This window comes from Shewanella intestini, from assembly GCF_018221465.1.
GTDB lineage: Bacteria > Pseudomonadota > Gammaproteobacteria > Enterobacterales > Shewanellaceae > Shewanella > Shewanella intestini.
Map to the genome: position 1 here is coordinate 395,241 of NZ_JAAIKR010000001.1, position 15,315 is coordinate 410,555.

The 15,315-nt window shown below is 42.2% G+C and carries 11 protein-coding genes; 5 read left to right on the forward strand and 6 right to left on the reverse strand.

Going from position 1 to position 15,315, the window contains the following annotated elements:
• The first annotated feature begins 330 nt into the window (after positions 1-330).
• From G3R48_RS01745 to G3R48_RS01760, 4 genes are all read left to right on the forward strand, one after another.
• Positions 331-1,887 carry a cytochrome ubiquinol oxidase subunit I gene (locus G3R48_RS01745; protein WP_153660894.1) on the forward strand — a complete coding sequence of 519 codons (1,557 nt, stop codon included), beginning with the start codon at positions 331-333 and terminating at the stop codon, positions 1,885-1,887.
• 15 nt (positions 1,888-1,902) lie between these two features.
• A complete protein-coding gene (gene cydB, locus G3R48_RS01750; protein WP_212593176.1) occupies positions 1,903-3,042 on the forward strand; it encodes a cytochrome d ubiquinol oxidase subunit II in 1,140 nt (379 codons plus the stop codon).
• A gap of 14 nt (positions 3,043-3,056) precedes the next feature.
• On the forward strand, positions 3,057-3,170 hold the full coding sequence (cydX, locus tag G3R48_RS01755; RefSeq protein WP_153660892.1) for a cytochrome bd-I oxidase subunit CydX: 114 nt from the start codon (positions 3,057-3,059) through the stop codon (positions 3,168-3,170).
• A gap of 104 nt (positions 3,171-3,274) precedes the next feature.
• Positions 3,275-4,171, forward strand: a complete 897-nt coding sequence (locus G3R48_RS01760; RefSeq protein ID WP_153660891.1) for a LysR family transcriptional regulator — start codon at positions 3,275-3,277, stop codon at positions 4,169-4,171.
• A 101-nt stretch (positions 4,172-4,272) separates the two neighbouring features.
• Here G3R48_RS01760 and G3R48_RS01765 read toward each other — a convergent pair whose 3' ends face one another.
• From G3R48_RS01765 to G3R48_RS01790, 6 genes are all read right to left on the reverse strand, one after another.
• Positions 4,273-4,842, reverse strand: a complete 570-nt coding sequence (locus G3R48_RS01765) for a LutC/YkgG family protein (protein WP_153660890.1) — start codon at positions 4,840-4,842, stop codon at positions 4,273-4,275.
• Positions 4,843-4,852: 10 nt separating this feature from the next.
• Positions 4,853-6,238 (reverse strand): lactate utilization protein B, encoded by a 1,386-nt coding sequence (locus G3R48_RS01770; protein WP_153660888.1) that lies wholly within the window; start codon positions 6,236-6,238, stop codon positions 4,853-4,855.
• 9 nt (positions 6,239-6,247) lie between these two features.
• Positions 6,248-6,991, reverse strand: a complete 744-nt coding sequence (locus tag G3R48_RS01775) for a (Fe-S)-binding protein (RefSeq protein ID WP_153660886.1) — start codon at positions 6,989-6,991, stop codon at positions 6,248-6,250.
• Positions 6,992-7,748: 757 nt separating this feature from the next.
• Entirely contained in the window at positions 7,749-9,752 is a 2,004-nt protein-coding gene (locus G3R48_RS01780; RefSeq protein WP_153660884.1) for a methyl-accepting chemotaxis protein, read from the reverse strand.
• 190 nt (positions 9,753-9,942) lie between these two features.
• Positions 9,943-12,987, reverse strand: coding sequence for an efflux RND transporter permease subunit (locus G3R48_RS01785; protein ID WP_153660882.1), 3,045 nt, complete (start codon positions 12,985-12,987; stop codon positions 9,943-9,945).
• A 130-nt stretch (positions 12,988-13,117) separates the two neighbouring features.
• Positions 13,118-14,254 (reverse strand): efflux RND transporter periplasmic adaptor subunit, encoded by a 1,137-nt coding sequence (locus G3R48_RS01790; protein WP_153660880.1) that lies wholly within the window; start codon positions 14,252-14,254, stop codon positions 13,118-13,120.
• Positions 14,255-14,521: 267 nt separating this feature from the next.
• Between G3R48_RS01790 and G3R48_RS01795 the strand changes: the two genes are divergently transcribed.
• Positions 14,522-15,163 carry a TetR/AcrR family transcriptional regulator gene (locus tag G3R48_RS01795; protein ID WP_153660878.1) on the forward strand — a complete coding sequence of 214 codons (642 nt, stop codon included), beginning with the start codon at positions 14,522-14,524 and terminating at the stop codon, positions 15,161-15,163.
• Positions 15,164-15,315 lie beyond the last annotated feature (152 nt).

Below are 15,315 nucleotides of genomic sequence, written 5' to 3' on the forward strand. Positions count from 1 at the left end.
TAATATATCACTGTGTTTAATTAACTGATTGAAATTAAAGTTAAAAATACATCGATATAACAAGTTGTTCGTTTTTTCAGCTATTTATCGTCAAGATACTGTCTTGCCGTAAGATAAAAGCGCTGATTGGGTATTATATAAAAAACACGAGTGGAAGAAGTTGAGCTTAGAAACGGAAATTTAACAATTTTAACGCAAGTTAAGATAAGTCGTTTTGAGTTGTTGTTAGCACAACATAATGGGCAACACCGTTTTAAAGTATCTAATTTGGGATGACTCAAATTAGAACATCGTCATTGAATTTGGCCGTACTGAAGTAAGGAGTCGCCAATGATTATTGAAGAGGTCGTAGAGCTATCGCGTTTGCAATTTGCGCTGACAGCCATGTATCACTTTATTTTTGTTCCATTGACATTGGGTTTAGCCTTTATTTTGGCAATCATGGAATCACTTTATGTGATGACTGATAACAAAATATACAAGGATATGACCAAGTACTGGGGAAAACTATTCGGGATTAACTTTGCACTGGGTGTCACTACCGGTCTTGCTATGGAGTTCCAGTTTGGAACCAACTGGGCATATTTTTCTCACTACGTCGGCGATATCTTTGGTGCGCCGCTTGCCATTGAAGGTTTAATGGCCTTCTTCTTAGAGTCTACCCTTGTCGGTATGTTCTTCTTTGGCTGGGATAGATTTAGCAAACGCCAACATTTAGCCATTACTTGGTTAGTGGCAATTGCGTCAAATATGTCCGCGTTATGGATTTTGATTGCAAATGGTTGGATGCAAAACCCTGTAGGTTCGGTATTTAATTACGAAACCATGCGCATGGAAATGACCAGTTTTGCTGAAGTGGTCTTTAACCCAGTTGCACAGGTTAAGTTCGTTCATACTGTGGCTTCAGGTTATGTTGCTGGCGCAATGTTTGTCTTGGCGATCAGTTCATACTTTATCTTAAAAGGTCGTGATCTACCTTTCGCTCGTCGCTCATTTGCGATTGCGGCAAGTTTCGGTATGGCCGCTATCTTATCTGTTATCGTGCTTGGTGATGAATCTGGTTATAAAGTTGGTGCGGTACAAAAAGTTAAATTAGCTGCAATTGAAGCTGAGTGGCACACTGAGCCTGCTCCTGCTGCATTTACTGCCGTTGGTTTCCCTAATCAAGAAAAAATGGAAACTGATTTAGCGATTAAAATCCCTTACGCAATGGGTATTATTGCCACGCGTTCACTTGATGAAGAAGTGACCGGTATTGTTGACTTGGTTGACCAACACGAAATTCGTATTCGTAACGGGATGATTGCTTACTCAATGCTTGAACAGCTTAAGGCGGGTAATGAGTCACCACAGCTGCGTAAAGATTTTGACCAAGTAAAAAATGACTTAGGTTACGGCTTATTACTTAAGCGTTATACCGACAACGTTGTTGATGCCACTGAGGAACAAATTAAAGCTGCGGCTCTTGATTCGATTCCTAATGTTGCCCCTATGTTCTGGAGTTTCCGAATTATGGTGGGTGCGGGTGTGATTATGTTGCTCGTGTTTGCTGCTGCATTCTGGCAAAGCACACGTCATCGTATTGCAGAGAAAAAGTGGGTACTAAAAGCTGCGCTGTATTCATTACCGCTTCCTTGGATTGCGATTGAGTGTGGTTGGTTTGTTGCTGAGTATGGTCGTCAACCGTGGACGATTTCTGAGGTACTACCTACCTTTATGTCGGCGTCATCGCTGTCGGTATCAGACCTTTGGTTCAGTATCATCTCTATTACCGTGTTCTACTCAATTCTATTGGTTATTGAAATGTTCTTGATGTTCAAGTTTGCACGTTTAGGCCCTAGCTGCTTAAAAACGGGACGTTATCATTTTGAAAACCAAGATGCATAATCAGAGGGACTAACTATGTTTGATTATGAAGTATTAAGATTTATCTGGTGGGCGCTGATCGGAGTGTTATTTATCGGTTTTGCGGTTACTGACGGGTTTGATATGGGGGTTGGTGCGTTATTACCTATTGTAGGTAAAGACGACACTGAGCGCCGTATTATGATTAACTCAATTGCGCCGCATTGGGATGGTAACCAGGTTTGGCTTATCACTGCGGGTGGCGCGTTATTTGCTGCATGGCCTATGGTATATGCTGTTTCATTCTCGGGCTTTTATGTCGCGATGATGTTAGTGCTATTTGCCTTGTTCTTGCGTCCAGTAGGTTTTGATTATCGTTCGAAAATTGAAGATCCGAAATGGCGCAAGTCTTGGGATTGGGCACTCTTCCTTGGTGGCTTTGTGCCGCCACTGATTATTGGTGTTGCGTTTGGTAACTTATTACAAGGTGTCCCCTTTACCTTTGACGAGTATTTACGTGCAACTTATCACGGCGGTCTATTTGGGTTATTAAATCCGTTTGGATTGTTATGTGGCTTAGTCAGTGTGGCAATGATCATGATGCAAGGTGCTTCATGGTTACAAATGAAGACGGAAGGCGAATTAAGAGTACGCAGTGCAAAAGCTGCGCAAGTGTGCGGCGCGGCATTAGCCGTATTGTTTGTTGCAGCAGGTGTTTGGTTAGCAAATGGTATTGACGGTTATGTGATTACTTCTGCACTTGATACTAGTGGCCCTTCTAACCCTGCGGTTAAAACCGTGGCAATTGAAGCTGGCGCTTGGTTAGCAAACTATGACAAGTATCCACTCACTATGCTGTTCCCTATCATTGGTATTATCATGCCATTATTAGTGGTATTGGCTAGTCGTTTAAATCGCAGTGGGTTTGCTTTCTTCTTTAGTTCAATCGCCGTAGCGTGTGTGATTTTAACTTGTGGTGCAGCAATGTTCCCATTTGTGATGCCATCATCACTTGACCCGAACATCAGCTTAACGATGTGGGATGCGACAGCGAGTCAAATGACCTTGCAAGTGATGACGGTTGCAGCCATTATTTTTGTTCCGCTAGTGTTAAGTTATACCGTGTGGACATACTTGAAAATGTTCGGTCGTTTAAGCCGTGAGTTCATTGAAAAGAACAAAACGTCTCTCTATTAATCAAGGAGCAAACTATGTGGTATTTTTCTTGGATATTAGGTGTGCTTCTTGCTTGTTCATTCGGCATTATTAATGCTTTGTGGCTTGAACACACTGAGAACATGGATCGTACAAAAGACGAAGATTAATATTTGTCTTGAACCATGACCTTGTTAACAATCCCCTCAACACTGTTAGGTGCTGAGGGGATTTTTTATTACACTGCCAGTACGTTTTGTAAAAGGTGTTTTTAATGAGCAGACAATCTGGTTGTGACATTGGCCTAGTTCATTTATATGTACATTTAGTCAATGCCGGTAGCTTTACGCAAGTGGCCAATGAATTGAGTATTCCTGTTGCGACCGTTAGCCGTAAAATTGCCAAGCTAGAAGCGCAGCTCGATACGCAGTTAATTATGCGCAGTACTCGACGGATTCGATTAACCGAAGAGGGCGGAGCACTGTTTGAACGCTACCAAAGTGTGATTTCACAGCTAGATTCGTTGAGCCATCCCTCGCGGCGTAAGCCTGAAGGCACATTGCGTTTAGCCACACCGGTTTCAATCACTTCGATGGTATTGATGGAAGTGTTGACTGAGTTTTCAATTGCCTATCCTGACATTCAATTACACATTAGCCAGAATAATCAAACCATTGATTTAATTGATGGTGGGGTTGATATTGCTATTGTTGGTGGCGCGCAATTGGACTCGTCTTGGGTGTCTAAATTGTTTGGGGTGTTGCAATATGGGCTTTATGCCAGCCCTGAATATTTAGATAGCGCAGCGACCATTGAGCATCCAAGCCAATTAGTTGAGCATAATCTTGTAAAAGTGTGGCCGTTATACAATTGGACTCTCACCCATAAAGTACACGGAGAGTTTTATTATGAAGGCCCTGCTAAATTGACCTTAAGCGATATTCATGGCGCGGTGAATGCGACGAAAGTGGGCGCAGGCATTATGTATGGGCCAGGGCGGTTTGTGGAAAATGAACTGGCTAAAGGTGAATTAATTCAAGTGTTACCGCATTGGCGTGGTGAGCGTAGAAGAATATCTCTGCTTTATCATCAACGCAGTCATCAACCATTAAAAGTGCAGTTATTTTTAGATTTTGTGTTATCGAAAGCGCCGCAAATTTTCGGGCGTTAAGCTGCATTGTTAACTTGTTTTGCTGTGATAAGCCATTAAAAAAGCCATTCAAACGAATGGCTTTTTTAATTTTAGGCAGCAAAACGGCTTAGCGTGCGTGCTTAATCAATAAGGTACACTCGTAAGCTGCAAGCGCCATGTGCGCCAACTACGAGGGCTTGCTCAATATCGGCGGTTTTAGATGGGCCTGAAATAAACGTGCCAAACTGGGTTTGACTAAAATCAAGTTGTTTCATGGCTTGGTGCATATTGGCGACGATTTTTTCACGGGACAAAGTGATGATGAGATTTTCACAAATAAACGCCGTCACACGATGAGCTTGTGGAAGCTCAACCCAAATCGCCCCATTTTCCGCTACCCCAAGTTTACCTGGTAGCACACTGTAGTCGATATCTTGCATTTGATGTGGCAGTTCAGGGTTTTCTCGGTTCCCTTGAACCCCATCTACAAATGACATGACTTGGTTTTTTTGCGCCAATAACTCAGCGACATGTTGATTTAAGGCATTAAGGCCATCTTCTTTAATCAAGGTTGCTGTTACGGTGGCAAGGCTTTGTTCAAAGCGTGGGATTAATGGTTCATTAATGACGGGGATATTAATCTCAGGCATGGCTTTTACTTTTGCCGCACTGTTTTGAAGCGCAGATAAAATGGCGTCTTTACTGGTCATGTTAGTCATCTTATTTCTGGCCTCTATTATGTTTAAACCAAGTATCGAAACTGGCTTTCGGGGCTTGTGGTAATTCTCTATGTTGTCCCCATGCGCCTGAAAACGGCTTAAGTAAACGGTGTGGTAATATATTTAGTGAAGTCCTCGCCACAGTCATCGCACAATTAGTAGCGGTTTTATTGGCCATTAGTTTGCCAACTAATGGCATGTAGTGTCGCTTGCCATAAGGTAAGGTTTGCGCTTGAGCTTTTAAGTACCGCTGATGGGCGATGATTTTATCTAACGGCACTTTTGTTGGGCACACAAAGCTGCAGCTGCCACATAATGTACATGCCCAAGCGCTTGAATGGGTTTCATCATGCTGGGCACCAACGGCAATACCAATTGGGCCGGGAATGGTATAGTTATAACTATGACCACCAGAGCGGCGGTAAACAGGGCAAGTGTTTAAGCAACCACCGCAGCGGATACACTTTAATGATTTAGCCAATATTTTATCTTTCAGCATTTCACTGCGGCCATTATCAACAATAATCACATGCATTTCGCCGCCAGGTTTCGGTGCTTTATAGCAAGATGAATAAGTGGTGATAAGCTGACCAGTCGCATTTCTGGCTAAAGTGCGCAGCAGTACGGCGGCGCTGTCCATATTGGGGATTACTTTGTCTATGCCCATGGAATGTAGCTGTAAACTAGGTAAGTTCACGCCCATATCAGCATTGCCTTCATTGGTGCAAACAATTATGCCGCCTTGGTCAGCAATGGCCATATTTACCCCGGTCATGGCAGCATCTGCAGATAAAAACTGTTCTCGCAAGTGCGCTCTGGCTGCTCGGGTTAAATATGTTGGGTCACTGGCACCAGCTTGTGTGCCTATTTTTTCATGGAATAAATCACCCACTTCTTGTTTTTTTAAATGGATGGCAGGCACCACAATGTGCGAAGGTGCTTGCCCAGCTAATTGAATGATGCGTTCACCTAAATCGGTATCAATAACCTCGATACCTCTTTGTTCAAGATAGGGGTTTAAGTGGCACTCTTCTGTGAGCATCGATTTTGATTTCACTAATTTTTTAACCTGATGTTTGGCTAAAATATTGTGGGTAATTTGGTTGTGTTCTTGCGCGTCTTTAGCCCAATGAACTTGAATACCATTTGCAATACAGTTGCTTTCAAATTCGGTCAGATAATCGGCTAAATGACTTAGCGAGTGTTGTTTTATGTGAGAACCCAGTTTACGCAGTGTTTCCCATTCAGGCACTTGACTTGCTGCGCGATCGCGCTTTTCTCTTAATGTCCATAACGCTTTTGAGTGCCAATTAACACGCTGTTCGTCACGACAAAAAATTTCGGCTTTATGAGCATGTGTTGCTGGCTTAGTTTGGGCAGATGACATCATAGCTCCTTATAGTGCGCTGTTGAGAATTTGAGCAATATGGCGGGTGGTGATAGGCAATTGTTGACGGCGGATCATGCCATCTAAATGCAGTAGGCAAGAGGGGTCAAAACCGACGACATATTCAGCCCCTGTGGCAGCATGTGCTTGGGCTTTGTCTTTACCCATTTTGGCTGATACTGCCCCTTCATCGACAGCAAATGTGCCACCAAAACCGCAGCATTCATCTCGCGGATCTGGGTAGACAATCTCAAGCGCATCAATTGCACTTAACACCGCTTCTACTTTATTAAATTGTCGTCCCATGCTTTCACTTGGTGTGGCAAGACTAAGCATGCGAATACCGTGACAGCTCATTTGTAAACTCACCTTACTTGGCACCGGATGGTTAAACTGTTTAATAGGGGCTATGTCGTGCAAGAATTCAGTTAGCTCATAGAGTTTGTCAATAACGATTTGGGCACTTGGGCTATTATCAAATTTATGAAAATTCTCTTTTGCAGCCACTAAACAAGATGCTGCAGGGCAAACAATGGCGTCACACTCAACATGTTTAAAAGCATTGAGCAGTTTTAAAGTGGTGTTTTTCGCTTCATCAAAACAGCCTGAGTTAGTCATGGGTTGACCGCAACAGGTTTGTCCTTCCGGCAAAATAACTTGGTGACCGAGTTTTTCTAGCACTTCAAGGGTGGCAATGCCGACGTCGGGCATCATTTGATTAACAAGGCAGGGAATAAATAACGCAATTTTCATGGCTCTGTTCTCTTAATAAAAGATATTTGCAGGCTGAGGTGTTTTTATTGTTGTTTGATGAATAACCTGTTTGGGGGTGACCTAATGTATAGCTTTAATTTTGCAAAAAACATCAGTAAAAAAACAAATATACTGAGCTACTTTTTCATTAATGCAAAAAAGGGGGTGTTATCGGTGTGATAAGGCAATAAGACACAGAGGCAACGAATAAGAATAGCGATGTTGTCATTAAAAATTGATCATAAGGGAATAAATAAAGGTGAGTCAGCAGAAAGGTGCTCAACTATCCGTCTTAATATCGAGTCTGTGTTTTGATTTCCTCTTCGTTATTTACATGCTTTGCTATTGAAATCCAAGCCATTATTCAAAAAAAACAGACTCAAAAACCTTAATCAATCCCCCCTCAATAACAAACGAAGACGCGACATTTTTAGCAAAATAATAAGACATTGCAGTTAATAAATTACTACCTCAGGTAAACCCAAACGCCATAATAAATCAATGTTAATGACGAAAACACATGGGGCAATAACGTAAGCGTATTCAGCAATAAGCACAGTAAATAGTTAACTGTCTAATTGAGTTATCACCTTGATGTTGAACCATAAACCTAACAGGATTTGGCATACGATGTTTACATGCGTAAGGTCAATGAGGGAAGAGATAACAAGAGGGAAAAAAAAAGCGGAATTGAAGCACAAAAGCAGGCTGAAAATGAAAACGGCAAGCGGGTTTTCGCTTGCCGTTTTAGTGGTATTTATACTTTAAAAATACCAATTTGGCGTTTTATTTCTCGCGACATATTGGCCAGTTCATTGGCCGCTTCAACACCCATTGCCGAGCGATGCTGACTGTCGCTTGCTGAGGTTGAAATTGAATGTAAGTTATTAGACACATCATGAGCAACGGCGCTTTGCTCTTCTGTGGCGCTAGCAATCGTGGTAGTAAATAAGGCAAGCTCTTCAATGCTGGCATTAATTTGACTTAAATTCTCATTTACAGACATACCTTGTTTTGCTGATTCTTGACCAAGGTGCTGGCATTGCTGCATTTGATCCGCAGTCAGTTTAACTTGCTCTTGTAGACGGGTAATGGTGGTTGAAATTTCACTAATTGATTGTTGAGTGCGCTGTGCTAAAGAACGGACTTCATCTGCCACTACGGCAAACCCACGACCTTGTTCGCCCGCTCGAGCCGCTTCAATTGCAGCGTTAAGTGCCAATAAGTTAGTTTGCTCAGCAATACCGTTAATGACTTCAGTTACTTTACTAATAGCCTCACTTTCAACGGTGACTTGCTCAATGTTGGCTTGTGATTGGTTTAATTGTTCACTTAAGTTGTCAAGCGATGACACTACGTGGGCAAGTTGTTGGTGACCTTCGCGTGATGAGACGTCAACTTGTTGGCTTTGCATTGCGCCTTGGGATGCGTTGTTTGCCACTTCTCGAATCGACGCTGACATTTGTTCGATGGCCGTTGCGACCAATTCGGTTTGCGCCAATAAGCTATCAGCCTCTTTACCATTGATTTGAGCAATTTCTTGGCCTTGCTCAGATTGATGTTCCAGTGATTCAACAGACGTTTGCAATGACTGAATAAGTGCACTTAAGTTGTCTGCCATATAATGTGTGCTGTTAGTAATGAGCGCGATTTCGTTATTCGAATTAGGGTTAACTAAATCAAATTGTTGAGATAAATCGCCTTCACCTAACTTAGTTATTTTTTCTTGTAAGATTGTAAGTGGCTTAGTTGCTTTGGTTATCACTAAATAAAGTAATACAGAGATAACGACTAACCCAATAGCGGCAATAATTAATATAGTTTTGAGTAAGGCGGCACTACCACTGGTTAATTCATTGAGCTTGGTAAAGCTAACTAACGTCCAGTCCCACTTTGGAATGTGGACAGTATATGACACCATTTTTTGACCGTCAGAGCCAGTGAAGTGCTTGAGCGTATCAGTAGTAAATACTTGTTTTGCAGAGAGCCCGTCAGTGTAATTAGTGCTAAAGGCCGTATCTGCGTTTAATTGAGGGTGAGCAATAATTGTGCGGTCACTATTTTTGATTAATGCGTAGTAACCGGTTTTTTCAATGGTTAGCTCTTTTACTGTTTGTTGAATTTGCTCAATAGTCAGTGATATATCAAAGCCGATAAACATAATACCAATAACGCGTTTATTGCTATTAAAAATAGGGCGATAAACACTCATGTAATCTTTACCAAATAATTTGGCATAGCCTTCATATTCTTGACCATTGATTATTTTTTGATAAGCCGGATGCGATGTACCTAACTTGGTCCCAATAGCGCGTTGACCATTGGGTTTTCTTAATGAAGTAGAGATACGAACGAAATCATCGCCTTCACGAACAAAAATGGTGGCTGAACCGTGGGTTAATTTAGAGAAGCGATCAACTTTACTTACTTGACCGTTAACTTCTTCATGTTCATGAAAAAGAGCGGGTGAAGATACACCTAAAACTTTAACCATCTTGTCTGCGATATGGAATTGGTTTGGGTACATTAGGCCGAGAATATTGGCATTTCGATGAGCGAGTTCAAGCATACTGTTGTAGTGCAGTTCAATGAGCTTACCACTACTGTGCATTTGCGTTTCGAGTGCATGAGTCGCTTTTTCTGTTAATGCTTGGCTAGACATTAAATACGAACCAGCTGACATTAAGCTTAAAACAATAATACAAAGCAGTAATGCTAATGAGCTAATTTGCTTTGACAGCGGCCATTTTGTGTAGTTCATTGTCATCTTCCTAAAGTTAATTATGTGAGTAATGTAGTCAAAAATATCTGCCCCATAGGTGATGCAATTCACAGAAAATTAATATTTTCTAATATATGTGTATCGATTACTCATTTGTGTTGTTGACCTTCGCTGTTTACGTTTCTTATTTTTGTAGCTATGTATTTAAATTGGTTTTAAATGTGTATTTTTAATTGTGCTTGTTACTTAAGAGTAGAATGTATAGCGTAGGAACCCAAATAAGTGACAACAAAGTGGTTAACAACGTACCGCCAGCAATCGCAATAGCAAAGGGAGGCCAAAATCCTCCGCCGGCGATGATTAACGGTAAAAAACCTCCGATGGTGGTAATGGTCGTTGAGCCAATGTGTCTGCCGCAACGGTTAACAATATTAACTACGCCATCCAAGTCGCTTTGTTTGGCTGTGGGAAAGGCTTCAAGTTCAGCTAAAATGACAATTGCGGCATTAATGGCTAATCCCATTAACCCCAATAAACCGATGATAACGGTGAAGCCAAATGGATAGCCAAATACAAATACCGCTAATAATCCAAGCCCGGCAGATTGAATCGCACTAAGTAAAATAATGGCGGTTAATCTAAATGAATTGAACGATAACACCACGGTTGCCAGTAGCAAGGTAACAACGAGAACCAAGTTAGACATTAGGTTGCCGACGGCCTCATTGCGTTTTGCATTTTCTCCCCCAACTTCAATATGATAGCCAGCTGGCATAACCATGGTATTAATGTGTTGCTGCACATCGCTAAGGACTTTGGCCGGTAGAACACCGCTGGTGATATAAGCTTCAATGGTGTTTACCCGCTCACCATTGCGCCTTGGAATTGCGCTGCGACTGACATTAACTTGGCTAGTCGCCAAAGCCGACAACGGAATACCTGAGCCAATTGAAGAGACCAGCGTTAGGCCATCAAGTTGGCTGGTTTGCTGTCTGTTTTCATCATTGAGTCTAACGCGAATAGGTAATAATTCGGTGTTTTCAATAATGCTGCCACCCGTTACGCCCGTGGTTGCCATTTGGACTTGATTGGCAATCTCACTGAGACTTAAGCCACTCATTAAACTGGCATCTTCATTAACTTGTAGCCACACCTTTGGGGTACTTGGGCTAAGTGTTGCGCGGGTATGAAGTACATCTGCGGTTTGCGATAATTGTTTTCTGACGTCCTCACCAATCACTTTTAAGGTATCAAGTGATGGACCATATATGCGTAATTCGACAGGGGCATTAAACGGTGGGCCTTGCTCTAGTTTTCTTACCAAAATTTGTGCTTGTGGGAAAGCCGTATCTAGCTGGGTTTGTAGTTGTAATATCAAGCGGTTTGCAGCGTTAAAGTCGGTGACTTTCACCATGGCTTGAGCGTAGTTTTTTGCCCCTTGTTGGCGCTGAGTTAAATTGTAATAAAATGAAGGTGTATTGCCACCAACTACCCACGTAACCTCGCTAATGTCGCTGATTGCTTGCAAATGTTTATCAATAGATTGCACCTGTTTTAAGGTGTTAGCAATACTGACATGCGCTGCCAGATACATTTCAATTTGGAACATGTCTCGGTCTGATGGTGGAAAGAATTGTTCGGTCATTTTACTGGCCGCATAAAAACCACTTATAGGCAGTAAGCCGATGATAATGGCCGTTAAAACAGGTTTTTTTAAGGCAATGTGTAAACTACGGGTAAAAGCCTTACTTAGGCGAGGAAAGGCCATACCTTGTTGATACCAAGCAGTTGGTGCCTGCTGTTGTGAAAACCGCCCCGCAAGACCGGCAATAATGGTGTGAGAAATAATATACGAGCCTAAAAGTGCAAACATGACTGAAATCGCGATGCCGCCAACAAACTCGCCCGCAGCCCCAGGCATTAGCATTATTGGGGCAAAAGCCAGCATGGTTGTAATTGTGGAACCTGCAAGCGGGATCCATAAATGATGAATGGTTTGCTGTACAGCTTGAAGTTTAGATAAGCCTTGGCGGCGCTTTTGGGCAATGGCATCGACAATCACAATCGCGTTATCAACCATAATACCGAGTGCAACCACCAGTCCGGTGACTGACATTTGGTGAATGGGTAAGCCGGTGTATTTCATGCATGCGAGGGTAAATAATGCTGTCAACGGCAAAGACAGCGCGACAATCAATGCGTTGCGCAGCCCAAGAGTGAGCAGTAATACCAGTAAGATAATGACGAAACCTTGCAGCAAGTTGATCATCAAATCACCTAAACGCACACTGGTATAGGCTTGTTGATCAAATAGCCATTGCACTTTGATATTGCTGGGTAAGTTAACTTCAAATTGTTTAATAAGTTGATTGATTTTGGCTTGCCAAATATCGACCCGATTATCGTCAATCATTCTTGCTGCAACCAGGATGCCTTGTTGGCTATTGATTAGTGCAATGCTATTTGCTGGCGATTTAGCTTGGCGGGTGATCGTTGCGACATCCCCAAGGCGAATAATTTGACCATGAGTATCAACCTTTAATGGTACTTGGCGTATGCGGCTTTGAGAGTCAAATTCGCCAGACACTTCGATAAGCGCCCTAAATTGCAGATTATCTAGCTCGCCTGCTGCAATTTTTGTGTCAGCATTATTCAAAATGCTAGCGATGAGGGCAGGGGTGAGGTTAAGTTGGCTTATCTTATGAGCATTGAGTTCAACTAATATTTCTTCTTCGGGTGAGCCGTATAATTTGACAAAATCTGTACCATTTAAAATCCGCAGTTTACTTTGTAACTCTTTAGCGTAGCGGTTAAGCATGTCAGCCCGTACAGGGGAGGTGTCTGACCAAGTTAATCCTAAAATAGCGGTGTTAGCGTAGCCGACTTGATCATCAAGAATACCATTGCGGGCACTTTGCGGCAGGGCAGTTTGGGCATCTGCTATTAAATTGCGCGCCCGAGACCAAACCGGATCGGTGTCAGTAATGGCGTCTTTTAATTCCAACTGAATAACGGATATGCCAGGGCGAGAAGTTGATTGTACTAATTTCAGTTCATCTAAGCGGCGTAATTGGTTTTCGAGTACCTCTGTCACTAATGCTTCGACGCGCTCAGCTGATGCGCCAGGGTATTGGGTGATAACAGAAGCAAAGCGATTGGTGATATGTGGGTCTTCTGTACGAGGTAAGCTAGAAATAGCACCTAAGCCTGCGACAATTAACAGCGCAATAAATAAGCTGGTTAACCTACCATTTTCGACAAATGCTTTAATCATAACGCCTCCTGACAAGCAGATTGATGACGTGTTGATAGGGGCGTTTTTATGTCTTGGCAGCGGGTTGCAGCTTGGCCTGTTAATTGTTGAGATGGCTGCTTTTTATTTGAAGAGTTCATCAATGGCATGACTATAATGCCTCCAAACGCTTGGGCGTTTGTGTGAGCACTTGTTGGCCGACGACTAATTTGTGCAGCCCTGCTACAACCAATGTGTCTTGCGCGGCAATTGCGCCGGTTATGTAAGCTTGGGCATTATTGGTATAAATTATTTCTACATCACGACGTTCAATAAACTGTTTGCCGGTATTGTCTGTGCTGACTAAAAGCACATTCCAGAGACCGCGAATACCGTCGGTTAATGTTGAAATAGGCACCCAAAAGCCATTTTGGGCAATAGTTTGTTGGTGGCTGAAATAGGCCATTTCACCATTAATGACATTGGCTTTTGAATCAAGGGCAACTCTCACTTGTACAGTGCGAGTTACGCTGTCCACTTCAGCGCTAATGCCAGCAATGATGCCTGTTAATTGATTACTGCCTACCACAATATCCACAGGCTTAGCTGGAGCAAGTTGCTGAGCAACATGGATTGGTACACCGATGTAAGCCAGTTGGGTGGATTGCCCCACCAAAGTAAAAATGGGAGTGGCAACATTGATAACAGCACCTTTATTTTGTTGGCGTTTACTAATTACGCCTGCAAAAGGAGCGGTTAGGGTTGATTTGTTAATTTTTAATTGAGTGGCCTCTAAACTTGCTTCAAGTCTTTGCTTATTGGCTAATAAACTTTGCACTTGTTGCTGGTTTTCATCGAGCTGCTGCGCCGAGACATAGCGTTCAGATGATAACTGGGTGACACGTTTTAAATTGCTTTTTGCTAAGTCGATATCGGCTTGAGTTTGAAGGAGGCTTGCTTGTAATTGTTTTTGTTCTGCAAGCAATAAGCTGGTGTCGAGCTGCGCTAATATTTGACCTTGCTTGACGTTATCGCCACTATCAACGGCGATGCTATTAAGTTTTCCTGCTAGTTCAAACCCAAGAGCGGTGGTGTTTGCTGCGCGAATTACCCCGGTATAAGTTTGCTGTTGTTGATATTCAGATGCCGGAGTTAACGTTAGGGTGTTCACCGTTTGTAATCGAGGTAATACTGGTGACGCCGCTGGATCGTTATCGCAGCCGCTTATCCCAATGCAGGTAAAAAAAATCAATATGAGATGCTTAAATGACGGGGTTAATATTCGATTGGGGTTAGAGAAATAAAGCATGACAACATCCTTTTAATGACAATCGACAACGCCATACCTTACCTCTAGCCGCAGGCTTTCCCTGCTTGATGTCATTCATATTGTCATCTTACTAAAAGCAATTGGCTTATTTAAATATGGTGTTTTTGTGGTGTTTAAGTTGCGATTTTGTTACATCTAGACTGGCAAGTCTAATTTAACGAAACTAGACTGTCTAGTCTAGTTTGCGTGTAAGGACGGTGTAATACTGACTCCAGCGCGTTTTAAATGGTCATGGGTATTTGAAATATGATTGAAAAACAACCGCTAACAACCGTTGTCACTGCTGTTAGTCGCAGTAGCCACAAGCGCGAACAAATTTTGACTTCGGCTATTAATTTGTTTTGTAGTAATGGGTTTCACAATACCAGTATGGATGAGGTAGCAAAACTAGCGGATGTGTCAAAACAAACGGTTTATTCTCATTTTGGGTGTAAAGATGTGTTGTTTGCAGCGGCTATTGAGTCGAAATGTATAGAACATCAATTGAGCGATATTTTGCTTGATGTGCCCGCTGAGCCTGAAACTACATTGATGTTCTTTGCCAAACATTTTGGAGAGATGATTGTATCAGCAGATGCCATCACTGTTTATCAAGCATGTGTTGCCCAAGCGGATACCCATCCACAAACATCACAATTGTATTTTAATGCTGGCCCTTTACATGTGTTTTCATTGCTTGAAGATTACTTCAAGGCGGTTTCAAAACTTGGGCAATATTATTTTTCACAACCTCGTCATTGTGCTGTTCGTTTGTGTTTAATGTTATTTGGCGAGCAGAGAATTGCGTTAGAGTTGGGCATTGACGTTCCTTTTAGCGCTGAAGACCGAACGCGATATTTACACGATACTGTCAGCATGTTTTTAAGGGCTTATGAAGCGAAGTCTTAAGTTTCATAGCACGGCTTTGAGTAAAAAACGGTGTAAAAAATCATAAAATGTGAACATATTTATAGCATTAAGCGTATATTAGTTTGGTTACTCTAGTGATGACTTTAGATTGACGCCTATAAACATGGTGCTAACTTTTGAATGGATTTCAA

Coding starts and splice junctions, on each gene's coding strand:
- G3R48_RS01745 (WP_153660894.1), top strand. CDS start 331: ATGATTATTGAAGAGGTCGTAGAGCTATCGCGTTTGCAATTTGCGCTG.
- cydB (WP_212593176.1), top strand. CDS start 1,903: ATGTTTGATTATGAAGTATTAAGATTTATCTGGTGGGCGCTGATCGGA.
- cydX (WP_153660892.1), top strand. CDS start 3,057: ATGTGGTATTTTTCTTGGATATTAGGTGTGCTTCTTGCTTGTTCATTC.
- G3R48_RS01760 (WP_153660891.1), top strand. CDS start 3,275: ATGAGCAGACAATCTGGTTGTGACATTGGCCTAGTTCATTTATATGTA.
- G3R48_RS01765 (WP_153660890.1), bottom strand. CDS start 4,842: ATGACCAGTAAAGACGCCATTTTATCTGCGCTTCAAAACAGTGCGGCA.
- G3R48_RS01770 (WP_153660888.1), bottom strand. CDS start 6,238: ATGTCATCTGCCCAAACTAAGCCAGCAACACATGCTCATAAAGCCGAA.
- G3R48_RS01775 (WP_153660886.1), bottom strand. CDS start 6,991: ATGAAAATTGCGTTATTTATTCCCTGCCTTGTTAATCAAATGATGCCC.
- G3R48_RS01780 (WP_153660884.1), bottom strand. CDS start 9,752: ATGAACTACACAAAATGGCCGCTGTCAAAGCAAATTAGCTCATTAGCA.
- G3R48_RS01785 (WP_153660882.1), bottom strand. CDS start 12,987: ATGATTAAAGCATTTGTCGAAAATGGTAGGTTAACCAGCTTATTTATT.
- G3R48_RS01790 (WP_153660880.1), bottom strand. CDS start 14,254: ATGCTTTATTTCTCTAACCCCAATCGAATATTAACCCCGTCATTTAAG.
- G3R48_RS01795 (WP_153660878.1), top strand. CDS start 14,522: ATGATTGAAAAACAACCGCTAACAACCGTTGTCACTGCTGTTAGTCGC.